At 65.3% G+C, this 25137-nt stretch carries 24 protein-coding genes; 15 read left to right on the top strand and 9 right to left on the bottom strand.

All coding sequences use genetic code 11. The features are described from left to right. From ACK4OE_RS02350 to ACK4OE_RS02410, 13 genes are all read left to right on the top strand, one after another. Nucleotides 1-1390, top strand: a 1390-nt coding sequence (locus ACK4OE_RS02350) for a DUF4178 domain-containing protein (protein WP_409882732.1), incomplete at its 5' end; no start/stop codon positions are given. A 34-nt stretch (nucleotides 1391-1424) separates the two neighbouring features. Beyond that, entirely contained in the window at nucleotides 1425-1646 is a 222-nt protein-coding gene (locus ACK4OE_RS02355; RefSeq protein ID WP_409882734.1) for a DUF350 domain-containing protein, read from the top strand. Between the two features lie 170 nt (nucleotides 1647-1816). After that, a complete protein-coding gene (locus tag ACK4OE_RS02360; RefSeq protein WP_409882735.1) occupies nucleotides 1817-2611 on the top strand; it encodes a UPF0149 family protein in 795 nt (264 codons plus the stop codon). Between the two features lie 193 nt (nucleotides 2612-2804). Then, the gene (locus ACK4OE_RS02365; protein ID WP_409882738.1) at nucleotides 2805-3149 is read left to right on the top strand and encodes a hypothetical protein; all 345 of its coding nucleotides are present in this window, start codon (nucleotides 2805-2807) and stop codon (nucleotides 3147-3149) included. A gap of 2 nt (nucleotides 3150-3151) precedes the next feature. Further along, complete coding sequence (locus ACK4OE_RS02370; RefSeq protein ID WP_409882739.1) at nucleotides 3152-4732, top strand: polyamine aminopropyltransferase; 1581 nt, start codon at nucleotides 3152-3154, stop codon at nucleotides 4730-4732. Nucleotides 4733-4877: 145 nt separating this feature from the next. Continuing rightward, on the top strand, nucleotides 4878-6584 hold the full coding sequence (locus ACK4OE_RS02375) for an NAD(P)-binding protein (protein WP_409882740.1): 1707 nt from the start codon (nucleotides 4878-4880) through the stop codon (nucleotides 6582-6584). Between the two features lie 6 nt (nucleotides 6585-6590). After that, a complete protein-coding gene (locus tag ACK4OE_RS02380; RefSeq protein WP_409882741.1) occupies nucleotides 6591-7094 on the top strand; it encodes a L,D-transpeptidase family protein in 504 nt (167 codons plus the stop codon). Between the two features lie 212 nt (nucleotides 7095-7306). Beyond that, a complete protein-coding gene (locus tag ACK4OE_RS02385) occupies nucleotides 7307-8662 on the top strand; it encodes an esterase-like activity of phytase family protein (protein WP_409882742.1) in 1356 nt (451 codons plus the stop codon). Between the two features lie 77 nt (nucleotides 8663-8739). Further along, complete coding sequence (locus tag ACK4OE_RS02390; protein ID WP_409882743.1) at nucleotides 8740-9444, top strand: riboflavin synthase subunit alpha; 705 nt, start codon at nucleotides 8740-8742, stop codon at nucleotides 9442-9444. A gap of 17 nt (nucleotides 9445-9461) precedes the next feature. After that, the gene (locus ACK4OE_RS02395; protein ID WP_409882744.1) at nucleotides 9462-9962 is read left to right on the top strand and encodes a GNAT family N-acetyltransferase; all 501 of its coding nucleotides are present in this window, start codon (nucleotides 9462-9464) and stop codon (nucleotides 9960-9962) included. Nucleotides 9963-9997: 35 nt separating this feature from the next. Beyond that, nucleotides 9998-10486, top strand: coding sequence for an NUDIX hydrolase (locus tag ACK4OE_RS02400; protein WP_121422951.1), 489 nt, complete (start codon nucleotides 9998-10000; stop codon nucleotides 10484-10486). Between the two features lie 147 nt (nucleotides 10487-10633). Further along, nucleotides 10634-10927, top strand: coding sequence for a hypothetical protein (locus ACK4OE_RS02405; RefSeq protein WP_409882746.1), 294 nt, complete (start codon nucleotides 10634-10636; stop codon nucleotides 10925-10927). 158 nt (nucleotides 10928-11085) lie between these two features. Then, nucleotides 11086-12738 (top strand): DUF692 family multinuclear iron-containing protein, encoded by a 1653-nt coding sequence (locus ACK4OE_RS02410; protein ID WP_409882747.1) that lies wholly within the window; start codon nucleotides 11086-11088, stop codon nucleotides 12736-12738. A 24-nt stretch (nucleotides 12739-12762) separates the two neighbouring features. On the opposite strand, the gene ACK4OE_RS02415 is transcribed toward ACK4OE_RS02410, so the two are convergent. The 7 genes from ACK4OE_RS02415 to ACK4OE_RS02445 all read right to left on the bottom strand — a co-directional run bounded on the left by ACK4OE_RS02415 (nucleotide 12763) and on the right by ACK4OE_RS02445 (nucleotide 20914). Then, nucleotides 12763-13740, bottom strand: coding sequence for a Bug family tripartite tricarboxylate transporter substrate binding protein (locus ACK4OE_RS02415; protein ID WP_409882748.1), 978 nt, complete (start codon nucleotides 13738-13740; stop codon nucleotides 12763-12765). A 54-nt stretch (nucleotides 13741-13794) separates the two neighbouring features. After that, a complete protein-coding gene (gene tcuB / locus ACK4OE_RS02420) occupies nucleotides 13795-14976 on the bottom strand; it encodes a tricarballylate utilization 4Fe-4S protein TcuB (protein WP_409882749.1) in 1182 nt (393 codons plus the stop codon). Then, the gene (gene tcuA / locus ACK4OE_RS02425) at nucleotides 14963-16531 is read right to left on the bottom strand and encodes an FAD-dependent tricarballylate dehydrogenase TcuA (RefSeq protein WP_409882750.1); all 1569 of its coding nucleotides are present in this window, start codon (nucleotides 16529-16531) and stop codon (nucleotides 14963-14965) included. Before tcuA ends, tcuB begins: the two co-directional genes overlap by 14 nt. A 119-nt stretch (nucleotides 16532-16650) precedes the next feature. Further along, nucleotides 16651-17589, bottom strand: coding sequence for a LysR substrate-binding domain-containing protein (locus ACK4OE_RS02430; RefSeq protein ID WP_409882751.1), 939 nt, complete (start codon nucleotides 17587-17589; stop codon nucleotides 16651-16653). Between the two features lie 72 nt (nucleotides 17590-17661). Further along, on the bottom strand, nucleotides 17662-18726 hold the full coding sequence (locus tag ACK4OE_RS02435) for a porin (protein WP_409882753.1): 1065 nt from the start codon (nucleotides 18724-18726) through the stop codon (nucleotides 17662-17664). 60 nt (nucleotides 18727-18786) lie between these two features. Further along, nucleotides 18787-19782, bottom strand: a complete 996-nt coding sequence (locus ACK4OE_RS02440) for a Bug family tripartite tricarboxylate transporter substrate binding protein (RefSeq protein WP_409882754.1) — start codon at nucleotides 19780-19782, stop codon at nucleotides 18787-18789. 40 nt (nucleotides 19783-19822) lie between these two features. Continuing rightward, the gene (locus ACK4OE_RS02445; RefSeq protein WP_409882755.1) at nucleotides 19823-20914 is read right to left on the bottom strand and encodes a 4-oxalomesaconate tautomerase; all 1092 of its coding nucleotides are present in this window, start codon (nucleotides 20912-20914) and stop codon (nucleotides 19823-19825) included. A gap of 179 nt (nucleotides 20915-21093) precedes the next feature. Here ACK4OE_RS02445 and ACK4OE_RS02450 point away from each other — a divergent pair, with 179 nt between their 5' ends. Together ACK4OE_RS02450 and mnmA are read left to right on the top strand one after the other, a co-directional pair. Then, on the top strand, nucleotides 21094-22035 hold the full coding sequence (locus ACK4OE_RS02450; RefSeq protein WP_409882757.1) for a LysR family transcriptional regulator: 942 nt from the start codon (nucleotides 21094-21096) through the stop codon (nucleotides 22033-22035). Further along, complete coding sequence (gene mnmA, locus ACK4OE_RS02455; protein WP_409882758.1) at nucleotides 22032-23168, top strand: tRNA 2-thiouridine(34) synthase MnmA; 1137 nt, start codon at nucleotides 22032-22034, stop codon at nucleotides 23166-23168. Before ACK4OE_RS02450 ends, mnmA begins: the two co-directional genes overlap by 4 nt. Before the next feature lie 167 nt (nucleotides 23169-23335). Here the strand turns inward: mnmA and ACK4OE_RS02460 are convergent, their stop codons facing one another. Continuing rightward, nucleotides 23336-24049, bottom strand: coding sequence for a Bax inhibitor-1 family protein (locus ACK4OE_RS02460; RefSeq protein WP_409882759.1), 714 nt, complete (start codon nucleotides 24047-24049; stop codon nucleotides 23336-23338). Between the two features lie 84 nt (nucleotides 24050-24133). Next, complete coding sequence (locus ACK4OE_RS02465; protein WP_409882760.1) at nucleotides 24134-24706, bottom strand: hypothetical protein; 573 nt, start codon at nucleotides 24704-24706, stop codon at nucleotides 24134-24136. Between the last annotated feature and the right edge of the window lie 431 nt (nucleotides 24707-25137).

Consider the following 25137-nt stretch of genomic DNA (forward strand, 5'->3'; position numbering starts at 1 on the left):
CAGCGGCGACGTGCTCACGCGCCTGGGCAAGATGGCCGAGCTGTTCGACGACCACAGCCCCCTGCAGCTCATGGCCAGCGGGCGCATCCAGCTCGACGGCAAGGATGTGCCCTTCACCCTGATTGGCCGCCTGCAATACAAAGGCGACGCGGGGGTCTGGACCGAGTGGGCCGCCTTCCTCAACGACGGCACCCTGGCCACGCTGGGCGAGGACAACGGCGCCTACGTCTTCACCCGCCCCATCGACCCTGGCCGCGAAATGCCCGCGCCCGAGCGCTTTCGCATCGGCACCACCACCGCCATCAACGGCAAGCCCTACAGCGTGGCTTACACCGGCCAGGCACAGCTGATATCGGCCCAGGGCGAGCTGCCCAAACTCCCGCCGCTGGGCCAGCCCTTTGGCATGGTCGAGCTGCGTAGTGCCGAAGGCGAAGTGGTCAGCATCGACTACGGCCACACGCCCCCCAGCGTGGAGCGCGGCAAGTCCGTGCTGCTCGAAGACCTGCAGCTCCAGGGCCTCAAAGACGAATCCGCCAAAGACGAAAAAGGCCGCCAGTTCAACTGCCCCCACTGCGGCGCACCCGTGCAGGTCAAGCTGGCGGGCACCAAAAGCATCACCTGCGGCTCGTGCGCCAGCGTCATCGACCTGAGCAGCGGCGTGGGTGGCGAACTGCGCTCGGCCGAACAAGACGAGCCCGTGCAGCCCATCATTCCGCTGGGCAGCAAAGGCCAACTCCAGGGCGTGCACTGGCAGGTGGTGGGATTTCAGCACCGCATGGGCGTGGAGCCCGGCGACGATGAACACTTCGGCTGGAGCGAATACCTGCTCTACAACCAGAAGCGCGGCTTTGCCTTTTTGGTCGATTCCGAAGAAGGCTGGAGCATGGTGCGCCCCACCACCGGCGCGCCGCAGCTCTCTTCCAACGGCCGCAGCGCCACGTACATGGGCACCAAGTACGAGCTCAAGTACACCTACCAGGCCGAAACCACCTACGTGCTGGGCGAGTTCTACTGGCAGGTCACGCGCGGGCAGAAAACCAGCAACCGCGACTTTGCCAGCGCCAAAGGCCTGCTCTCGCTGGAGCAAACCCCCAATGAAGTCACCTGGTCTTCAGGCGACAAGATTTCCAGCGACACTGTGGCCAAGGCCTTCAAACTCGAAGACAAGGCGGACGTGCTCCAGCGCGACGACCCCGGCCCCTTCGTGGCCAAGTCGGGCCTGGGCTGCGGCACCATCATCCTGCTCGCCGTGGTGATCCTGATCCTGCTCATCGTGCTCAGCCGCTGCTCCAGCTGCGACCCCCGGGTCGAGAACTGCTCCTCGTCCTCCAGCTACCGCAGCTCCGGGGGCTCGTACGGCGGATATTCATCGGGCGGCAGCCACAAGTAACCTCGAAACAACCCGAACTTCACCGGAGAACAGCATGACCAAATTCGAATGGCTTCAGCCCCTGTCCATCGGCGGCACGCTGCTGTATGCCCTGATGGGCATCATCATCTTCTGGCTGGCCTTCATCATCATCGACAAGATCACGCCCTACGACCTGTGGCGCGAAATTGTGGAAAAGCAAAACCAGGCCCTGGGCCTGGTGGTGGCCGCGATGTGCCTGGGCATCAGCATCATCGTGGCGGCGGCGATTCACTGAGGACGGTGGCTGGTGCGGTGGGCGTGGGCACAGCACCCGTGTGAAAATTCCGGCGTACAAGATCCCATAGCAACGCCACGCAAATCCACATCGCAGCGCGGCCACCGCGTCGCGGCACCCCTTGCCGCACGCAACCCCATGTCCACCGCGCCGCCTCACACCGCAAGCCCATGAACGAATTCTTCTCGTGGAACATGCTCCACAGCCGCCCGTGGGACACCCAGCCCCGCCTCAGTGACGCCGAAATCGACGAACTGTTCGAGCTGATGGCCGACCCGGCGCTGGACGACGACGCCATGACCATCGACATGGCCGACGGTTACCTGACCGCCATCGCAGCAGGTCCGTCCCCGGTGCCTGTGCACGACTGGCTGGAAGACATCTTTGCCCAGCCCACGCTGCCCCTGCCGCACGACCCGGCGCGCCAGCAGCGCCTGCTGCAACTGCTGCTGCACCGCTATACCGACATTAAGGCCGCCCTGGTGGTGCGCCCGGCCGAAGCCTCGGTGGACGCCCTCTACACGCCGCTGTCGTCCCAGGTGGCAGAGGGTGACTGCATCACGCCTTATAAGCTCAATGCCAAAGGCAATCGCACAGGCGAGTGGGAGCTGAAAGACTGGGCCGAAGGCTTTCGGCGGGCCGTGGCCACCGATGACGAGTGGGAGCCACTGATGGCAGACCCCCAAGCAGCGACCCTGCTCGGCCCCGTGGTGCTGTACTCCATGGGCTACAACCCCGACCGGCCAGAGTTCCAGCTCGAAGCCGAGAGCAAAGAACTCCTGCCCTCACTCATCATCACGGTGTACGCCGTGCGCGACTGGTGGCAGCGCTATCGGCGCACCCATGGCACCGACCCCGCGCACCCAGTGACCTTGCCCGCCGTGCGCGACACCCCCAAGGTGGGCCGCAACGACCCCTGCCCCTGTGGCAGCGGCAAAAAATTCAAGAAATGCTGCGGCGCTTGATTCCGGAATGCGTTCAACAATCTCAAACCGTTCTCGCTGAGCCTGTCGAAGCGCCGCGCATGGCTTCGACAGGCTTAGCCCAAACGGTTGGGATGTGATGAAAAGAACGTGAATCTGTATGAGTCGTACCTGACCGGCCCGCACCGCACGGACCTGTAACCCCGCCAAGCCAACCCCCGCTGAGACCCCACGCATGCCCACCCTCGACTGGCTCCACCGCGCAGCCGCGTTCTCTCCTGCCGATCAGGTCCCCTACTGGTTGCTGCAGACCGTGTCGCACTACGGCAGCACCGGCAGCGCTTCCAGGAAAACGCGCGCGGAAGAAGCGTTCAACTTGATGTCCGAGCTGGTGGATGGCCGCGTGGCGCTGCTCGAATACAAAGGCGCCCATTTGCTGAGCGACCCGTATGAGATTGAAAAGAGCCAGGTGGGCGCGCTGTGGGCGCAGGCCAGCGGTGGCCGTGCGGTGTTTGGCTGGCTGACGAAGCAGCAAGATGGCCAGGGCCTGCCGCAGCAAATCAACGCGGTGCTGGCCTGACCATGGCGCAAGCACCGTCGCCGCACTTGCCGCACTTGCCAGATTCGCCGCACCTGGCGGAACCGGCCCCGCCCACCGGCCCCCGCCCCATCGAAGTCGCCCTGCTCGCCAGCGTGTTTGTGGTGGCCGCCTGCGGCCTGCTGTACGAACTGGCGGCGGGGGCGCTGGCGTCGTATGTGCTGGGCGATTCGGTGCTGCAGTTCAGCACCATCATCGGCACGTATCTGTTCGCCATGGGCGTGGGCTCGTGGCTGTCGCGCTACTTTGAACGGCAACTGCCCGCGCACTTCTTGCGCATTGAGCTGATGGTGGCGCTGATTGGCGGGCTGCTGCCTGCCACGCTGTTTCTGGCCAATGCCTACGCGCCGGGGGCTTTTCGGCTGCTGCTGTACGGCATGGTGTTCATGGTGGGCATGCTGGCGGGGCTGGAGATTCCGCTGGTCATGCGTATCTTGAAGCGCAACGTGGAGCTCAAGGACCTGGTCTCGCAGGTGCTCACATTTGACTACCTGGGCGCGCTGGTGGTGTCGATGGCGTTTCCGCTGCTCTTGGTGCCGCACCTGGGGCTCATCCGCACGGGGCTGCTGTTTGGCGTGATGAACGCGGCCGTGGCGCTGTGGGCGGTGTGGCTGTTCCGGCGCGAGCTGCGGCGTCTGAAGGCGCACCTGGCGGCCTGCGTGCTGGTGCTGGGCATCTTGCTGGGTGCGCTGGCCGGGGCGGAGCACATCACCACCTTTGCCGAAGACAAGTTTTACCAGGACCGCATCGTGTTCAGCACCGCGTCGCCCTACCAGCGCATCGTGGTCACGCAGGGCCGGGCGGGCCACCGGCTGTACCTGAACGGCAACCTGCAGTTTGCGCAGGCCGACGAGTACCGCTACCACGAGGCCCTGGTGCACCCGGCGATGGCGGCACACGGCGCACCGAAGATGGTGGCGGTGCTGGGCGGGGGCGACGGCATGGCGGTGCGCGAGATCCTCAAGTACCCCTCGGTCGAGTCGGTGACGCTGGTGGAGCTGGACCCGGCGATGACAAAAATCTTCAGCGAGAACCCGCGCCTTGCGCAGCTCAACGGCCAGGCGCTGCAGAACCCCAAGGTGAAGATCGTCAACACCGATGCGTTTGGCTGGTTGCAGCAGACGACCGATGTTTTTGACGTGATCGTGGTGGACTTTCCGGACCCCACCAATTTTTCCATCGGCAAGCTTTACACCAACAGCTTTTATGCCCTGCTGGACCGCCGCCTGGCCGCCAGCGGCTACGCGGTGGTGCAGACCACATCGCCCCTGGTGGCGCGCAAAAGCTACTGGACGGTGGCGCAGACCATTGAATCGGTAGGTCTCTCCACCGCGCCTTACCACGCGCACGTGCCCAGTTTTGGCGAATGGGGCTTCATCGTCGCCAGCCGCCGCCCCTGGCGCCTGCCCGATGCGCTGCCAGCCGATTTGCGGTTCTTGAGCGCCGACACGCTGCCCCTGTTGTTTGACTTTCCGCTCGACATGGCGCGGGTGCCGAGCGAGGTGAACCGGCTGTCGAACCAGGCGCTGGTGCATACGTACGAGCGCGAGTGGGGAAAACATTGAGAAGCCCCCCTGAGCCGCTTCGCGTCTTCCCCCCAGGGGGACGCACCCGGTGGCCTGGCAAAGCCAGTTCCACGGGTGCGCTGGCATCGGAGCGTGCCGGTTGCGAACGCCGCGCCCTTCAACGCTGAAGCAGAATCAGCCTCCCATGCACCGCCGCCAATTTCTCGCCACCGCCGCCGCCTCGACGGCCGCCACGGTGCTCCTGCCGGGTTGCGACAAGGCCGCGCGCGTCTTGGAAGGCGGCTTCACCGGCATCGACATGGCGCGCGGCCATGCGCTGCGCGACTTGCTCAAAACCGGCAGCTTGCCCGCGCCCACCGTGGTGCGGCGCGCGCAGGTCATCATTGCGGGCGGTGGTGTGGCGGGGCTGGCAGCAGCGCGGTCGCTGCGGCTGGCGGGGGTGCAGGACTTTGCGCTGCTGGAGCTGGAAGACAGCGCGGGCGGCAACAGCCGCGGCGGTGCTGTCAACGGCATTCCCTGCCCGCTGGGCGCGCACTACCTGCCCGTGCCCGGCGACGATGCGCGCGAGGTGCAAGACCTGCTGGAAGAACTGGGCCTGCGCCGCCGGCTGGCGGGGCGCTGGCAATACGACGAGCGCCACCTGTGCCACAGCCCGCAAGAGCGCCTGTTTTTTGAGGGCGAGTGGCAAGAGGGCCTGCTGCCCGTGCAGGGTGTGGGCGAGGCCACGCTGGACCAGTACCGCCGCTTTGCCCACGCGGTGGAGCGAGAGGCCAAGGCGGCACGGTTTGCGATGCCCGCACTCAGGATTTGGGGCTCAAAACAGCCGCTAGCGCCCACCCATCAAGCGCTGGATGCTATGAATTTCAGTGCATGGCTGGCGCAGGAGGGGCTGGATGACGCCCACCTGCGCTGGTACCTGGACTACTGCTGTCGCGACGACTACGGCGCGGGCACGGGTAGCGTGTCGGCCTGGGCGGGCATCCACTACTTCGCCAGCCGCCACGGCTTTCATGCGCCGGGCGAGGCGGTGGACGAAGCGCGCGAAAGCGTGCTCACCTGGCCCGAGGGCAATGGCTGGATCACCGCGCAGCTGGCCGCGCCGCTGCAGAGCAATGCCCAAGGCGGAGGCCAGTTGCGCACCGCCACCAGCGTGCTGCGCATCACCGAAACCCGCCACGGCGTGGAGGTGGACGCCTTCAACCACGCCACCGACAGCGTGGAGCGCTGGCAAGCGCCGCGCTGCATCGTGGCGCTGCCCGTGTTTGTGGCCGCGCGCGTGGTGCAAAGCCCACCCGCGTTCTTGACCGCCGCCGCGCAGCGCCTGCAGTGGGCGCCCTGGCTGGTGGCCAACATCCACATCGACACTCCGCTGACCGACCGCCCCGGCGCCGCCCCCGCGTGGGACAACGTGCTCTACGCAGACCCCACCGCAGGCGGCCTGGGTTATGTGAACGCCGGGCACCAGCGGCTGGACATGCGCGCTGCCATCACCGGCCCCACCGTGCTCACCTACTACCAGGCGCTGGGCGACATGCCCGATGCCCGCCAGCAACTGGCCACCGCGCCCTGGCAGCAGTGGGCCGACGCTGCCCTGGCCGCCCTGGCCGTGCCCCACCCCGACCTGCGCGAGCGCGCCACGCGCATGGACATCACCCGCTACGGCCACGCCATGTCCATCCCGGTGCCGGGTACACAGCAGTTTTTAAGCCAAATTGGCCTCCAACGCTTATCTGGTAAGCGCAAGCAGCTATCAAATGGTGAGCGTTCTGCCTGGATACCCACACCCACCACCGCAAGGCTCGCGTTTGCGCACAGCGACTGGTCGGGCTACTCGGTGTTTGAAGAGGCGTTTACGCGCGGGCATGGCGCCGGGCTGGTGGCGGCAGGCTGACCCCCGATGGCTGTCCCCGAAGTGCACATCGACGTAGCGCAGCAGCGGCTGCACCTGGTGGTGCGCGGGGCCATAGAGCGCAGCTACACCATCTCCACCGCCCTGAACGGCGTGGGCGAGCGCAACGGCAGCGGCTGTACACCCCGCGGCCAGCACCGCATCCGTGCCAAAGTGGGCGCGGGTAGTGCGCCGGGCGCCGTGTTTGTGGGGCGCCGGACCACCGGCGAGGTGTGGTCCCCCGATCTGGCGGCACAGCACCCGGGCCGCGATTGGGTCCTCACTCGCATCCTGTGGCTCACCGGCTGCGAACCCGGCGTGAACCGGGGCGGCACGGTGGACACCCTGCGCCGCTTTATCTACATCCACGGCTGCCCTGACGGTTCGCCCCTGGGCGTGCCCGTATCGCACGGCTGCGTGCGAATGGCCAACGCTGACGTGATCGATCTGTTTGACCGGGTGGCGGTGGGCACGCCGGTGTGCATCCACAGCGCCCCGGAACCCCTCGCCTGACTGTCGCTTTCTCGTCTTGTTGGGCCCGCTGGTGCTTGCCAATGTGCTGCAGGCGTTCACTGGCAAGGTCAGCAACAGCCGTCACGGTGAACTGCGTCTGCGTGGTGAGCTATCGAGATCTCCTTCCGTCACGGCATCGTCATCTCTGCTTCACCACCCCGTCATGGTCGCGCGGCATGGTTGCGGGCTTCCTCTTTGCTCCCATTTCAACCATGTTCCGACCCCTGCCCACTTTGATTGCTGCCGCACTGCTGTGCGCCGCGTCGTCCTCTGTATTTGCCCAACAGGCCTACCCCGCCACGCTGGCCGGCCATGCCGTGCTGCCCGCCCTCACGCTGATTGCCGCCCCCCAGGACGCACCGCAGGACCTGCAGGTCAGCGGCAAATTCACCACGCCGCGCCGCGTGGATGCCGTGGGCTCGGTGATGGGCCAGTCTGGTGGCCGCAACACTGGCGTGTCGCTGCCCTTCCAGGGTCAGCCGGTGCAGGGCCACTCGGGCATCAAGCGCATGGCTGATGGCAGCTTCTGGCTGCTGACGGACAACGGCGCGGGCAGCAAGGCCAATTCGCCCGACTTCATGCTGCACCTGAGCCACTACACGGTGGACTTCAAAAGCGGCCAGTTCAACCGCCAAAAGACCATCTTCCTGCACGACCCCGACAAGAAGATCCCGTTTCGCATCACGCATGAAGGCACCGACAAGCGCTACCTGACCGGTGCCGACTTCGACCCCGAGAGTTTTCAGTTTGCGGGCGGCGCGTTATGGATTGGCGATGAGTTCGGCCCCTACCTCATCAAGACAGACATGAACGGCAAGGTGCTGGCGGTGTTCGAAACCAAGGTGGACGGCAAGGTGGTGCGCTCGCCCGACGCACCCGGTGCGCTGTTGCCCGGTGCGCCAGATGCCAAGCCCACCACCTTTGCGGTCAAGCGCTCCAAGGGCTACGAAGGCATGGCCGCCAGCAAGGACGGCAGCAAGCTCTACGCCCTGCTGGAAGGCGCGCTGTGGAACGACGATGCCAAGGCGTATGAAAACGTGGGCGGCAAGCAGTACCTGCGCGTGCTGGAGTTCGACGTGAAGACCGAGCAATGGACCGGCCGCCACTGGAAGTACGTGCTGGAGGCCAACCACCACGCGATTGGCGACTTCAACATGATCGACGGCACCACGGGCCTGATCATCGAGCGCGACAACGGCGAAGGCACGGCCGACAAGGCCTGCCCCGAAGGCCAGAAGCGCACGGATTGCTTCCACGACCTGGCCAAGTTCAAGCGTGTCTACAAGATCGAGATGAGCGACGCCAATGTGGGCGGCGAGATCCGCAAGGTGGGCTACATCGACCTCATGAACATCCAGGACCCACAGCGCCTGGCCAAGAAGCCGCTGAACAACGGCGTGCTCACCTTCCCGTTCTTCACCATCGAGAACGTGGACATTGTGGACAGCACGCACATCGTGGTGGGCAACGACAACAACCTGCCGTTCAGCAGCAGCCGCGAGCCGAACAAGGCGGATGACAACGAGCTGGTGTTGCTGGAAGTGGGCGAACTTCTGCGGGCCAAGTAACCCGGCGCCAACGCGCGGTGGGGGCCGGGTGGCAAAATTCCCGGTTCCCCTCCCAACGCTCCACAAGCCGCGCCACCATGTTCACAGGCATCGTCCAAGCCACGGCAGGCATTGCCGCCATCCAAGACCGCGCAGGCCTGCGCACCTTCACTCTCGATTTTCCTGAGGGCTTCTGCCAGGACCTCGCCATCGGTGCCAGCGTGGCCACCGACGGCGTGTGCCTCACAGTCACCGAGATCCTGTCGCCCACGCAGGCCAACTTCGACGTGATGCTGCAGAGCCTGAACATCACCACGCTGGGCAGCTACGTGCAGGGCGACCGTGTGAATGTGGAGCGTGCCGCCAAGGACGGTGCTGAAATCGGCGGGCACCCGCTGTCGGGCCATGTGGACTTCACCGGCACGCTGATTGAGCGCCGCGAGTTCGACAACAACCTCGTGTGGCGCGTGGCCGTTCCCGAGGCGTTTCGCCGCTACATCTTTGCCAAGGGCTACATCGCCATCCATGGCGCGAGCCTGACGGTGGCCGAGGTGAACCGGCAAGAGGGCTGGTTCGAGATCTGGATGATCCCCGAGACCCGCCGCGCCACGGTGTTTGAGAACAAGAAGGTGGGCGACCGCCTGAACATCGAGATCGAGCGCAGCACACAGGTGGTGGTGGACACGGTGCGCGAGGCCGTGCAGGAGAGCCTGGGCCGCCTGCAACCGGTGCTGGAGGCGCTGCTGAAGGAAAAGGGCCTGTCGCTGGACGACTTTGTACAGGCGCCCGTGCTGCCGCACTGATCGAACCAAGCTCACTCATGTCCGTGGTGGTGCGCCCGCTGGCGCTGAGCGATCTGGCCGACCTGCTGGCCGTGCAGCTGGCTTGTTATGGCGAAGGATTTGTGGAGAGTGGCGGGGTGTTTGCGCGCCGCCTGGCCAGCCTGGCCAATTGCTCGCTGGTGCTGGAGCAGGGTGGCACGGTGTGTGCCTACCTGGCGGCATACCGCAGCGTGCGCGGCAAGGTCACCCCGCTGCACGGCGACTTTGAGGCGGTGGCCCAGCCCGACACGCTGTACCTGCACGACATGGCGGTGTTGCCCGCCCGCGCAGGGCAAGGCCTGGCGCGCGCGCTGCTGCAGCCGCTGTGGGCGCAGGCGGCATCGCAAGGCCTGCTGCACAGCGCGCTGGTTTCGGTGCAAGGCTCGCAGGTGTACTGGGAGCGCCATGGCTATGTGCTGCAACCGTTGGCAGATGTGGCGCAGCGGGAACGCCTTGCCAGCTATGGCGAGGGCGCTGTCTACATGGCGCGCAACCTGTAGGCCCGGCGTCACCTGTCCTCGTCATAATGCGCGCCATGCCCCACCGCTGGAAACCCAACGTCACCGTGGCCGCCCTCATCGAGCGCGATGGCCGCTTTCTGCTGGTCGAGGAAGAGACCACGGACGGCCTCAAGCTCAACAACCCCGCAGGCCACCTGGACCCGGGCGAATCGCCCATCCAGGCCTGCGCGCGCGAGGTGCTGGAAGAAACCGCCCACGACTTCGAGCCCACGGCGCTGATCGGCGTGTACCTCAACCGCTTCACCAAGACGCGCACGGGCGACGACATCACCTACATGCGCTTTGCGTTTGCGGGCTCGCTGGGCACGCACCACGACTGGCGCACGCTCGACACCGGCATCGTGCGCACGCTGTGGCTCACGGCCGATGAGATCCGCGCCTGCCCCGAGCGCCATCGCAGCCCCCTGCTGCTGCGCTGCCTGGAGGACTACCTGGCGGGCCAGCGGTTTCCGCTGACGCTGGTGCACACCGACATTTCGGTGACCGAACCCTCTGCGCAATAGCGCCGAGGCACCACGCAAAAAAGTTTTTTGGACTGCATGTAACCCGCAGCGTGCGGGGGACGAATTACCAGGCAGAGAGCGCGGCACGGTGCAGCGCGATCTAACCACCTGATTACTCATCCCTTAACGCCTACGGAGTTACCCGCCATGCTGTCCACGAACACCAAGACCACTGCATCTTTCGCCCTGTCTGCCGCGCTGCTGGCACTGGCATCCACCAGCTTTGCAGCCGACGCGCCCAAGGGCTCCAAAGGCGCCGCCATTGCCGCCAACGACAAGGTGCACTGCTACAACGTGCACGACTGCAAGGGCAACAGCGACTGCTCCACGGCTGAGCACGCCTGCAAGGGCCAAAACGCCTGCAAGGGCCACGGCTTCAAGGCCAAGACAGCCGCTCAGTGCCTGATGGAGAAGGGCACCATCGGCGATATCAAGGGGTGAGATGAAGCTCCCCCTGAGGCGCTTCGCGCCTTCCCCCTCTCTCGCTGCGCGGGAGGGGGACACCGCCAGCGCGGCGGGGCGGCCCTTGCGCGGCGGTGCTCGCCTTGGGCCGCGCCAGTTGCATCGCACTTGGCCGATGCTCACACTTTGATTTCGCCATGGCACATGACCCCATCGCTACGCGCGGCACGGGCTTTGGCCTGGGGCTGCGCACGCAGCACTACGCCGATTTCCTGGCGCGCAAGCAGCCGCTGGACTGGCTGGAAATCATCACCGACAACTACCTCATCGACGGTGGAAAACCTCTGGCGGTGCTCGATGCCATTCGGCGCGACTACCCCGTAGCCATGCACGGCGTGGCCATGTCCATCGGTGCGGCGCAGGGCGTGGATGTGCCGTATTTGCAGCGCGTGAAGGCGCTGGCTGATCGCCTTGAACCGCTGTGGGTGTCTGACCATCTGTGCTGGACGGGCCCCGGCCCCGAGCAGCTGCACGACCTGTACCCCCTGCCCTACACCGACGAATCTGCGCGGCACGTCATCACCCAGATCCGCCGCGCGCAGGATGTGCTGGGCCGCAGGCTGGTGCTGGAGAACGTGTCGAGCTATGTCCGCTACCGGCACGACAGCGCCAGCGAGTGGCAGTTTTTGGCCCACATTGCGCAAGATGCCGACTGCCTGCTGCTGGTGGATGTGAACAACATCTACGTGAGCAGCGTGAACCATGGCTTTGACCCGCTGACCTACCTGCATGCCCTGCCTGCGCACCGGGTGCAGCAAATTCACTTGGCTGGGCACAGCGACAATGGCGACCACATCATCGACACGCACGACCACCCCGTGGCGCAACCGGTGTGGGACCTGTATGCCCAGGCCTGCCAGCGCTTTGGTGCCGTGCCCGCGATGATCGAGCGCGATGACCACATCCCGCCGCTGGCCGAGCTGCTGGATGAAATGGCCATCGCCCGGCGCGTTGCCGCCGAGCATGTGGCCCCACCCGAGCCTGTCGCGATCACCTCCATCTCCCTGGCCCCCACGGCGGACCCGACCGGGTTGGCTGCGGTGCAGCGCCAATTTGCCGAATGCGTGCTAGCTGATCCGCCGCCCCCCGAACGGCCCGACGACCTGATCACCGGCCGCCTGCCCATCTACCACTACGCCTACCGCGCGCGGCTGGCCGAGGTGCTGGCCGATACCTACGCCAAGACGACCCTGTACATGGGCTCGGACACCTTCGACGCACATGCGCGCGCCTATGCCGTGGACCAACCGCCGCACACGCGCAGCCTCAACCGCTACGGCGAGGGGCTGGTGGATGCGCTGCGCCAGCAGTACCCCGACAACCCTGAACTGTATGAATTGGCCCAGCTCGACTGGGACCTGCGTACCCGGTTTGACGGTGCAGATGTTCCGGTGCTCGATTTGGACAGCGCACAGGCCTCTGGCGACTGGACCACCCGCGCCGATATGCTGCATCCCAGCGCCTTGCTGCGCACGGTGACCACCAATGTGGTGTCCCTGTGGAACGCTATCCATACCGATGACGAGGTGCCCGAGGCCGTGTTGCTGCCAGCGCCCGCAGCCTTGCTGGTGTGGCGCAAGGGATTCCAGCCGCACTTCCGAACGCTGGATGCCACCGAGGCCGCGCTGGTGCGCCATCTGCACATCGGACTGTCTGTGCACGACGCGTGCACCGCGCTCCTGGAGCAGGGGCTGTGGGCGGGCGATGCCGCCGCGCTCAGCCAGTGGCTAGCGCAGCTGCTGGGCGAGGGGTTGGTGCGGGCGAAGCATGCGCCCGCCGCCACCGCATGAGATCGGTGAAGAGCACCGGCCGACTCAATCCGCGGTGAGCTTGCGCTCCTTGATGATGGCGGCCCACTGGGTCGACTCCTTCTTCATGAAGGCGGTGAGTTCGGCGCGCGTTGTGGGCTGGGGCGTCAGGCCGTGCTTGTTCAGTGCGTCCTTCACGGCAGGGTCGTTCAACACCTTGACGATCTCCTGGTTCCAGCGCTCCAGCAGCGGCACAGGCGTCTTGCCCGGCGCCACAAAGGCATACCAGTTGAGTGCCTCAAACCCCGGAAAGCCAGATTCCGCCACGGTGGGGATATTGGGCAGATAGGCTGGCCGCGTGAGACCCGTGGTGGCCAGCGGGATCAGCCTGCCTGTTTCGATGTGCGGCAGGGCCGTGGGTGGGGCTGCAAAGTAGGACGTGATGCGCTCGCCCAGCAAATCCTGCAAGGCGGGTGCCCCACCTTTGTAGGGCACGTGGGTCATGTCGATGCCCGCCCGCTGGTTGAAAAGCTCCCCTGCCAGGTGCGATGCAGATCCCGCGCCGGTGGAAGCAAACTCCACGCTGCCAGGCTTCTTCTTGGACAGCTGCACAAACTCTGCCAGCGTCTTTGCGCCTGCAGCTTGGTGCACGACCAGCACGTTCGGAAAGTTCACACCCCCCGAAATCGCCGCCAGGTCCTTGAAGGAGTCATAGGTGAGCTTCATCAAGTGCGGCGCAATGGTCAGCGGCCCCACGGAGCCGAACAGCAGCACCGTGCCATCCGGAGCCGCATTGGCCACAAACTGGTGCGCGATGTTGCCGCCCGCACCGCCCTTGTTGTCTACCACCACCGACTGGCCAATGTTTTCGCCCAGCTTTTTGGCGATGAGGCGGGCGGCCGCATCGGCCGCCCCGCCGGCGGCAAACCCCACCACCAGGGTCACGGGTTTCTTGGGGGGAAAGTCCTTGGCATGGCCGGGCCCCGCCAGGGCCAGTGCGGCGGTTGCAAGCGCCAGGGTGTGCAGCAGGGTGCGTTTTTTCATCGGTGTCTCCTTCATCGTGGGTTGTTGGTGTTGTGGGTGGGGATGGCTAGGTGCTCAGTCGGCGCCAAGTCCAATCGGGTTGGGCTGGCGTTTTTCCACCGCGTGGCGCAGCAGCGATGCGGTGCGGAAGATGCCGTGTCCAAACTTGCCGTAGGGCATGGTGGCAAACAGCGCCATCACTGCGCCCAAGTGCAGGCACAACATCAAAGGCAGCCCAGGGGTGCCGCGCGCTGCCCACAGCGCCAGGCCGCTGGTGGCCGTGAGGAACAGCAGCGCAATGAAGGCGCGGTCCATGGGTTTTTGCGCGGCGTCACCGTGCTCGGGGTGGCGGCGCAGGTTCAGCCGCCACAGGCCAGCCGTGCCAATCGCCAGGCTTACGCCGCCGATGCCACCCAACAACTTGGGCAGGCTGGGCAGGTCGTAGGGCGCGGGCGCGCCCAGCAGGTAGTGGTACAGCGTGGCCACGCTGGTGGCAGCAAAGCACAGCATGAAGCCGTAGAACGTGAGGTGGTGCATGCGCCTGCGCGAGAGGGTGTAGGCGTCGTCCTCGTTGTGGCAGCCGTCGCCGTGGCCGCCGTCCAGGTATTTGAGGCGCAGTACCGCATCGGTGGCCTCGGCCGTGGCGGGCGCGCTCAGCGGCGCGCCGCTGGTGGCGGGTGTGATATCGCTCCAGAAACGGCGCACGCCCAGGCCCAGTGCCAGCACGGCAAACAGGAACACCGGCGCAAACAGGCCCACGAGCAGGTTGTGCGGGAAGATGCCGTAGAAGCCGCCCACGGGCGACTGCCACAGCGCACCCAGGCCCTGGCCGTGCAGCGCTACGGCCAACGCCATGAACAGCGTGAGGCCCGCCACCAGGGCCAGCGCCAACGTGAGGCCGTTGCGCTGGTAGAGCTGGCCCAGCGCGGGCGGCCAGGCGTAGTCGGCATAGGTCTGTCCCCGCACCTGGGCCATGGCCTGCGGCACGTTCACCGCAAATTCATGCGGTGGCGCGTACTGGCACGCATGCAGGCAGGCACCGCAGTTGTGGCACAGGTTGGCAATGAAGTGGATGTCGGCCTTGCCAAACTCCAGCCGCCGCGTCATGGCCGGGAACACGGCGCAAAAGCCTTCGCAGTAGCGGCAGGCGTTGCAGATCTGCAGCTGGCGGGCCACCTCGGTTTCAGGCGCGGACAGCACGATCTCGCCGTTCGCCAGCGCCCGGGCGTCGCGCGTCAGGGCTTCAAGCGTTTGCATTATTTACTCCTGTTTTGCCGCCGGGCCGCCCCAAGGCAAAACGCGCCCCCTCGGGGGGCAGCGCAGTACACGAAGTGACGAGCGTGGGGGCTACGTTTTTCATAGCTGTTTGCGCTTGTGGGATGTGCGCTGGAGGCTGTTTTGATGCCAAAGCCGCCTGCGTGCCCGCAATGCGGCCAAAGGCGGTGCCAATGCTCATGCCCACCCCGGCGGTGTAGCCCTTGCCCAGCACGTTGCCCGCCATCATTTCGCCCGCCACAAACAAGTTGGGGCTGGGCTGGTTTTTGAAGCGCACGGCGGTGGTGTCGTCGGTGTGCAAACTCAGGTAGGTGAAGGTGACCCCGGGCTTGAGCGCGTAGCCGTAGAACGGCCCGGTGTCGATGGGCCGCGCCCAGTGCGTCTTGGCGGGCGCCACGCCTTCGGTGTGGCAGTCGTCCAGCGTGGTGTGGTCAAACTGGCCCACGCGGCAGGCAGCGTTGTAGTCGTTCAGCGTGCGCATGAAGCGGTCCACGGGCAGGCCGAGCTTTTGCGCCAGCTCGGGCAGCGTGTCGGACTTCACGCCCGGGAACACCGGCGGCATGAAGCGGCCAATCGCCTTGCTGTCGATGATCGAGTACCCAATCTGCCCCGGCTGCTGCGCCACCAGGCGGCCCCAGATGGCATAGCGCTTGGGCCAGAAGTCTTCGCCCTCGTCGTAGAAGCGCGCTCCCTCGCGGTTGACCACGACGCCCAGCGACACGCAGTCGATGCGCGTGCAGATGCCGCCGTCGTACAGCGGCGCACGTGCATCAATGGCCACCATGTGCGCCTGCGTGGGGTCGCCAATGCGGTCGGCGCCGTGGTCATCGAGCAGGTGCTTGAGCAACACGCCCTTGTTATAGGCCGTGCCGCGGATCAGGAAGTTGTCCGCAGGCCACTCGCCACGCTCGTTCTGGCCCCAGGCCTCGCGCAGCCATTCGCGGTTCGATTCAAACCCCCCTGCGGCCAGCACGCAGCTTTTGGCGGCGATGCGCTCGCCATTGGCCAGGTGCGCGGCGATGAAGCGGCTGCCGTCCATCTCGATGCGCTCCACGGGCGCTTCGTAGCGGATCTGCACGCCCAGCTGCTCGGCGCTGCGGTAGTACGCATTGACCAGCGCCTTGCCACCGCCCATGAAGAACGCATTGGTGCGTGCCACATGCAGCGTGCCTGCGAGCGCGGGTTGGAAGTGCACGCCGTGGCGGCGCATCCAGGGTCGGCAGGTGCTCGACTCGCGAATCACCAGGCGCGCCAGGTGTTCGTTGGTCAGCCCGCCGGTCACCTTCAGCAGGTCCTGCCAGAACTCTTCCTCAGGGTAGGTATCGACCAGCACGTCCTGCGGCGCATCGTGCATGCAGCGCAGATTGCGCGTATGGGCCGAGTTGCCGCCGCGCCAGGCGCGCGGGGCCGATTCGAGCAGCAGCACGCTGGCGCCCGCCTCGCGCGCCATCAGCGCGCCGCACAGGGCGGCATTGCCGCCGCCGATGACGAGCACATCGACCGCAGTGGGTTCTGCAGAGTGGGGGGTATTTGGCACCGTGGGATTCCATTCGTGGGGTGTGGCGCCACTGTAAGAATTTCGCCCCGGTGTGGGCAGGCCCGAAAGGGCATGGGGCCATCACGTTTCGTGATGGCTTGAGATCATTTGGGGTGGGACTACGCCAGCGTGGCACCTACCCAGCTGCCCGACTGCACCAACGCCCGCGCGCAGTCGGCCAGCACCACGCGCGTGGCCAGGGCGGCGGGCGAGAGTTCATCGTCCGACAGGCTGCACAGTGCGGCGGGGCGGCTGGCCGGCGCATCGGACAGCTCGGCCAGGCCGAAGCGCTCGTTGGCGTCGGGGTAGCGCCCCACAGCAGCCCAGGGTTGCAACGTGCTGCCCAGGCCCGCGTTCACGGCGTCCATCAGCATGGCCAGCGAGTCGATCTCCATGGCCACATGGGGCGCCACCTGCGCTGCAGCAAAGGCGGTATCGATGCGGCTGCGCAGGCCGTGGGGGCCGGTGGGAAGGATCAGCGGCTCGGCCTTCAGTTGAGCCAGCCGCAGCCGCTTGGGCAGCCGGGCGGGCAAGGTGCTGGCGCCGCCGTGGGCGCTGCGGATGAGGAACAGCCGCTCGTCCAGCAGGGGTAGCACGCTCCAGCGGCGCGCGGGTTGGGTGTCGAACAGCACGGCCAGGTCCAGCTGGCGCGCGTTGAGCATGTTGGAGAGGTGGCCCGACAGGGTCTCGACCATGTGGAGCCGCACATCGGGGTAGCGCTCGCGCATGGCCCGCATCAGTGGCACGCCCAGTACCGACGCGGTGGTGGGCGCCAGGCCCACGCTCACGGTGCCCGACAGGCGCGCCTGCTGTGCCACGCGGGCCGCCTGTTCGGCATGGCGCAGGGTGAGCTGGGCCTCGCGAAAGAACGCCAGCCCCGCTTCGGTGGGTACGGTGCCCTTGCTGGTGCGCTGCAACAGCCGCGTGCTCAGCTCACCTTCCAGTCGGCTGATCTGCTGGCTCAGGGCCGACTGCACCATGTTCAGGTCGAGCGCCGCACGGCCCATGGAGCCGAGTTCGACGATGCGGACGAAGTAGCGAAGCTGGCGCAGTTCCATGGGGCGATGGTCGCACAGTCCCACCAGTGCCTGTGCGATCACCCACACCGCCCTTGCCAGAACGCCGACGCGTCAGAACGAGTGCACCACCCCTGCCGATACGCCCGTGGCGTGGGGCTTGTTGGCCGCACCCTGAAAGCCATTGCGCCAGCGGGTGTTGTCCAGCTCCGCATAGAGCTTGGTGCGGCGCGAGAGCTTGTATTCGGCAAAGGCCACCAAACGGCCATAACCACCGTCGGCGGCGCCCGTGCGAGCACGGTCCACCTTGTAGTACGCCGCTGTCAGGTCAAACAGTGGCGTGACGGACCAAGTGGCGCCTGCCGAGAGCACGCGCTGCACCGTGTGCCTGCCAGCGGCTGTTTCGGCCTCGCTGCGCGCGGCGTTGGCTGCAAGGCGCACGGTGCCCCATTGGTAGGCGGCGCCCAGTGTGGCGCCGTCCAGCGTGCGCTGGTTCGTGTCCTTGAAGCTTTGGTAGGCACCAGACACCGCAAAGCCACCGGCGGCATAGGCCAGGCCCACCCCGCGCGATGACAGGGCCGATGCTTGTGCAGCCACTTCGCCAATGCCCCACATGGCCCGTGCGGTGAAGCCGCCCAATCGACCTGTGTACTTGATGGAGTTGTCCAGCCGGTACGAGCCCGAGGTGGCCCCGGCACTGCCGAATTCGATGCCCAGGCCGTGCTGGCTGAGCGCGGCCACGCCGATGCTGGGGTTGAAGCTGGCAAAGCGCATGCCCAGTGGGTCCACGGGCGAGATGGCGTCGGCCAGCGTGGTGGTCTGGCGGCCCAAGGCCAGCGTGCCCCAGCCGCCTTGCAGCCCGACCCAGGACGCACGGTCAAAGTACTTGCTGGCGTTGGCAGAGGCGCCGGTGTCGGCGTTCAGGCCGCTTTCGAACTGGAACAGCGCCTTGGCACCACCGCCCAGGTCTTCGCTCCCGCGCAGCCCCCAGCGGCTAGTGGTGTGGATGCCACTGCCCAGGCTGTGTGATGACCCCGGTGCTGCGGCGTTGGAGGCTGTCAGGCCGTTGCCATGGCGCAGGCCCAGGTCAACCGTTCCGTATAGCGTGACGCCGCTGGTCTGCGCCAGCGCACCGGTGCTTGCAAGCGCAGCGCAAAGCGCTCCTGCTACTTTTCTCATGGATGTCTCCTGCATTGTTTTGTGAATCTGAAAGTCGCGTGCAAAGGTTTTTCCCCTGCCTCAATCCGGTGTGAGCTGGGCCTTTTGCACCACGCCCTTCCACTTCGCGATCTCCTGGCGCACGGTCAGGGCCAGTTGCTCGGGTGTGCTGGCGTCCACCACGGCCCCTTGTTCTTCAATGCGCCGTGCCACGTCCTTGTCGGCCAGGGCGGTGTTGAGCGCTTTGTTGAGCTGATCGACGACGGGCTTGGGCGTTTTGCCGGGCGCAAACAGGGCGTACCACTGCGTGATCTCGACGCCCTTCACTCCCGCCTCTTCCAGCGTGGGCACATCGGGCAACAGTGATGAACGCTTGGGGCCCGCCAGCGCCAAGGCGCGCAGCTTGCCGTTCTTGACGTGGGGGTAGGCCGAGAACAGGCTGGGGAACATGACTTGGGTCTGCCCGGCCATCGTGTCGTTCATGGCGGGGGCCGCGCCGCGGTAGGGCACATGGGCCATCTGCGCGCCGCTTTCCAGCTTGAAGATTTCAGCCGAGAAGTGCGGGGCCGTACCGTTGCCGGCCGAGGCATAGTTGAAGTCCTGGGGTTTGGCCTTGGTCAGCGCCACCAGCTCGCTCACGGTCTTGGCCGGCACCTTGGGGGACACCACCATCAGCGTGGGCGAGTAGCTCACCATGCCGATGGGCTCGAACTGCGCGATCGGGTCGTAGCGCAGCTTCTGCAGCGCCGGGCTCATGCCGTGCGTGCCGATATACCCAAACAGAATTGTGTAACCGTCAGGCGTTGCGCGGGCAACGAACTCTGCCGCAATGGCACCGTTGGCACCAGCCTTGTTCTCCACGATGACCTGTTGCCCGAGCAGGGTGGAAAGCTTGAGCGCCACCACGCGTGCCATGCCGTCGTTGCCACCACCGGCAGCGGTGGGCACCACAAGGGTGATGGGCTTGTCGGGATACGCTGCGTGTGCCAGTGTGGGGAACAGTTGCACAGCTGTAGCGAGGGCGGCTGCTGCCAGCAGCGTGCGGCGTGTGCGCGATGGCACTAAGTGGTTGGGCATCATTTTTTGTCTCCTGTCATTAAAAGTATGGGGTTTGAAATCAGTGGGTGAATGCGTTTTCTGAAACGAACAGCGTGCCCTCCAGAATCTTTCGTGCCGTGCGGACCAGTGCGGCCTGCACCAGCTTGAATTGGCCGTCCACCTCAGCAAGCTCCACGTCCACATGGATGCGGCCCGCCGGGTGCAAAACCTCCACGCGGCGCTTGCCCGCCGCCGTGGGTTGAAGGGTGTCAGAAATGACTGTGCCCGGCAGCACATGGGCGGCGGCCACGCCAATGGCGCCGGTCACGGCGTGTGAGCGGTGGCAGCGGTGAGGGGTGAAATAGCGAGAGACGACGCTGCCCGGTTGCCCGCTCGCCGACACGATCACGGGCTTGGGCAGCACGCTGTTCGACACATCGCCCATGCCCATCCGCAGACCGGCTTCGCACCGCAGGGCTTCCAGCCTGGACAGCAGTTCGGCATTGGCATCCAGATCTGCAGGGCTCTCGTTACCGCGCAGGCCGAGGTCCGCTGCCCGCACGAGCACCATCACCTGGGCGGCATCGATGCAGGTGACCTGCAAGTCGTGGATGGTGTCGATGCGTTGCCCCGTCGGGAAGATCTGGCCGGTGACGGCGCCCCAGGCGTCCAGGAAGTTCATCAGCACCGGCGCCGCAGTGCCCTGCACGCCGTCGATATGCACATCGCCGTCATAGTGCACACGGCCTCCGGTGGTGCACACCTGCACATCAATGCGTGAGCGGGTATTGACGTTGTAGACCCGCACCGTGGTGGTGTTGCCGTGGTCCGATGCAGCCACCAGGCCCTGCTCGATGGCAAAAGGCCCCACACCCGCCAGCATGTTGCCGCAGTTGGGCCGCGTGTCCACTCGGGCCTCTTGCACGCTGACCTGGGCGAAGAGGTAGTCCACGTCGCAGCCGGCATGCACCGACCGCGAAACGATCGCCACCTTGCTGGTCAGCGAGTTCCCGCCGCCCAGGCCGTCAATCTGCAATTCATGCGGCGACCCCAGCGCGGCGATCAGGGTGCGGTCGCGCGCCGCAGGGTCTTGCGGCAGCCAGTCGGCCAGGAAGAACGGCCCCCGGGAAGTGCCGCCACGCATCAGAACGCAAGGAAGGTTGTAGCTCATGGGTCGGCATGGTGCGACGCTTCATCTGTTCTGTGAATTGCATTGTTGGCAATGATTGATGCATGCGACGCAATAGGCAGGTGAGTCTTGTACATGTTGAAATCACGTTCGTGAATTGCAATGTTCTGATCGTTTGATGCGTGCTGCGCAACAGCGAAATGTCTTGAAAGCCCATGTCCATGAACAACAAATTCGATCTTGCTGATATCCAGGCGTTTGCCGCTGTGGCTGAGTTGAATAGCTTTCGCGCTGCAGCTGAGGCCATCCATCTGTCGCAGCCCGCTTTCAGCCGCCGCATCGACAAGCTGGAAGAAGCGCTGGGCGTACGCCTGCTCGACCGCACCACGCGCCGCGTGACGCTCACGGCCGTGGGACGCGACTTTGCGCGCAAGACCCGCGTGTGGCTGGACGACCTGGACGGCATGCTGATGGGCCTGGGCGACGTAGCCGCTCGCCGCATGGGCGAGGTCACCATTGCCTGCGTGCCCTCGGCCGTGTATTACTTCCTGCCGCAGGTGGTTAAGCGCTACCACGAGCGTTTTCCGAAGATTCGCGTCAAGGTGCACGACGCCAGCGCCAACGAGGTGCTGGTGGCTGTGGCGCAGGGCGATGCCGACTTTGGCCTCAATTTCATCGGCAGCCAGGAGGCCGAAATCGAGTTCAAACCCGTGCTGGCCGAGCGCTTCGTGGCCGCCTGCCGGCGCGACCATGTGCTGGCGCGGCGCAAGAAGGTCACATGGGCCGAGCTGGGCCAGCACGACTTCATGTCGGTGGGCAAGACCTCGGGCAACCGCCTGCTGATGGACTTGGCGCTGGCCAACGTGCCCGACCGTCCCCAGTGCCTGTACGAAGCCAAGCATGTCACCACTTTGCTCGGGTTGGTGGAAGCGGGCCTGGGTGTGGCGGCCGTTCCCAGCCTGGCCATGCCGGGCAAGGACCACCCCACGCTGGTGAGCATTCCGCTGGTCGAACCGGTGGTGACGCGCCAGATGGGCCTCATCAAACGCAGGGGCAAATCGCTGTCGCCCGCTGCGCAGCAGCTCTATGACCTGCTGGTGGCTACGCGTTCTGTGCGCCCGCGCACGGCGGCCGCGGCGCAAAAAATACAATCGGGGCAATGACTGCCAATACCAAACAGCCCAAACAACGTGTTGTCGTGGGCCTCTCGGGCGGAGTGGACTCGGCCGTGACCGCCCACCTGCTCAAACAACAAGGCCACGAAGTGGTCGGCATCTTCATGAAGAATTGGGAAGATGACGACGACAGCGAATACTGCTCGTCCAACATCGACTTCGTGGACGCGGCCGCCGTGGCGGACGTGATCGGGATTGAGATCGAGCACGTGAACTTCGCGGCCGATTACAAAGACCGGGTGTTCGCCGAGTTCCTGCGCGAGTACCAGGCGGGGCGCACGCCCAACCCCGATGTGCTGTGCAACGCCGAGATCAAATTCAAGGCCTTTCTCGACCACGCCATGCGCCTGGGCGCCGAAAAGATTGCGACGGGGCACTATGCGCGTGCGCGTCAGAATACCAACACCGGCCTTTTCGAGCTGCTCAAGGGGCTCGACCCATCCAAGGACCAGAGCTATTTTCTGCACCGCCTGAACCAGGCACAGCTGTCCAAAACGCTGTTCCCCGTGGGTGAGCTGCACAAGACAGAGGTGCGCCGCATTGCCGAAGACATCAAGCTGCCCAATGCCAAGAAGAAGGATTCCACCGGCATCTGCTTCATCGGCGAGCGGCCGTTTCGTGAATTTTTGAACCGCTACATCAGCCACGCGCCCGGCCCCATCCAAGACGACCGGGGTCGCACCCTGGCCCATCATGTGGGGCTGAGCTTCTACACCATAGGCCAGCGCCAGGGCCTGGGCATTGGCGGCGTCAAGGAAAAAGGTGCCCAGCGCGGCGGTGGCGAGCACGAGCCGTGGTTTGTAGCCCGCAAAGACATTGCCAAAAACACTTTGCGCGTGGTGCAGGGGCATGACCACCCCTGGCTGCTGTCGCACCGCCTGGTGGCACAGGACGTGAGCTGGTGCGCCGGCCATGCGCCCACGCCGGGCGCCTATGCCGCCAAGACCCGCTACCGCCAGCAAGATGCCACTTGTTCGCTGGAGGCTGCGGAGGGCGGCTTTGCGCTGCAGTTCCCTGAGGCCCAGTGGGCCGTGACGCCCGGGCAGAGCGCGGTGCTGTATGACGGTGAGGTGTGCCTGGGAGGTGGCGTGATTGCCACAGTGGACGGCCTCGCGCCGTAGTGCCCACAGTGCCGAGCACTGCGACAAGTTTTGCTATTGATTAGTGAGCTAATGGCGCTTGTGTATAAAGCGCTAGAGCCTGTTTTGGCTTAGATTTTGGCGCCCCAAGAAGAAAAGGCCGGAGCGGGTATCGCTCCGGCCTTTTCTGTCTGCGGAGACCGCCCCCGTCAATCGTCGTTGGTCGCCAGGCTGATCAGAATGCGCAACACATACCAAAGCATCAGCGCGATGGATGCGAACAGGTGCAGTGCCGCGCCTGCGGGGCGGTCGGCGGGGTAGTCGCGAATGATGCGCGACGTGTCGTACAGCACGCAGGCGCCCGCAAACAGCACCATGATTCCGGAGAACCAGATCCCCAGCTTGAAGCCAAAGATGGCGCCCGCGATGATGGTGCCCAGCGCCACGAGGCCGCCCACCTTCAGGATGCCGCCCAGGAACGAGAAGTCGGTTTTGCTGGTGAACGCCGTCCAGGTGAGCGCAGCCACCAGCAGCAGCGTGATGAACGCCGCGGAACCAATGGCGCCGGGGGCCACGATCTGCGCGATGCCGAACATGGGGGCAAAGATCAGACCTTCTGCCAGCACGTAAATGCCCAGGCCCATCAGCTGCGTTTGGGGGTTGTCGGAGTTGTCGGCCAGGTGCGACGCCAGCCAGCCCACCAGCATGAAGGCGCCCATCACGCCCAGCCAGATGAACTTGTTGCCGCTGCCCAGCAGCATCTTGGCCGTGGTGCCGGAGAAGCCGGACACCATCAGCACGGCAGACAGCAGCACAAACGCGAGCATGGCAACGCCCAGGTGTTTATAGGTCGAGACGATGAAGTCGCGCCGCTCAAACGGTGCGCCTTCGGGCGTCGAGGGGGTCAGTGCATTGGGATTCATGGTTTCTTCTTCCTCCGTTGGTTATTTGAATGTGGGAAGGCGCCAAACCGGGCGCTCCTCCCTCCCTCTCTTTTGAAACTGAAATCAGGCGGCTGCGAGGTACGCGTCTTGTGCAGCACGCAGCTTGCGGTTGGACCACACGCCTGCCGCACCGATCAACGTGAGGAAGATCGCAAAGATCCACGTACCCGCGCCGCTGAAGGATTTGGCCGATGAGGCCGCTTCGGCCTGCATGCGCTGCTTGCTGGTGTCGTAACTGATCACCTGAGTGCCCTCGGCCACCACCTCGTACACCAGGTCGTTGTCGCTTTTGTCCACTAGGGCGGTGATTTTTTCGTCGATCAAATTACCCACCAGTTGCTGGGGCGTGCTGTGGTCAATGCGCAGCTTGCGCGCTTCAGCGCCGGTGGCCTCGGGCTGCACGCTGATCTCGTAGTATTTCTTGGTGGAACGGCGCTTACGCTTGACGGTGACTTCAGACGCTTGCGTGACGGTGCCTGATACGGATTCCAGGCTTTCTCGCGCGGCGTAGGCATGGTCGCCATCGGCCTTCCATCCGCTGTACACCGACAGTGCAATCAGGCCGGGCCCCGCCAGTAGTAGCAGCCACGCATAGCCGGTGATGAAAATCAGAATTTTGCGGACGAAGCTAGGCATAACGATCCCTCTCTCTTTGTTAGATATTGGTTTTTTGAGCCGAAATTGCCGCCTGGTTTTTGGGAACACAGTTGCGACAAGCCCGCGATGATCTGCGAGTCCGGCGTATCTGATGTAAGAAATTGTTGGCTTCGTAGCGAGTGCGCCGCACTGGACAAACTGGAGGGGTGCTGCTGCCACCGCCCCGTGTAAAAGGCACAGGCCAGCGTGCGTTTGCGGCCCGATGGGTGGGTGCGAGATCGACTGCGACGGTGTTACCGGGCGCTACGTTTTCGACGATGGTTCAGGGGTGTAAACAACAACCGGCCGGTCTGTCGATCAGTCCGTCACTCGACCAGTCGGTGGGGCAGGCGTTGTCGTCTGTCTTGCTGCTGCCCAGATGGCGGTGTCAGCCTGCGCCCGGGCACAAAAAAAGCCCTCAGCAAAGGCAG

This window comes from Acidovorax sp., assembly GCF_046314175.1.
In the GTDB taxonomy this organism is placed as follows: Bacteria; Pseudomonadota; Gammaproteobacteria; order Burkholderiales; family Burkholderiaceae_C; genus Acidovorax.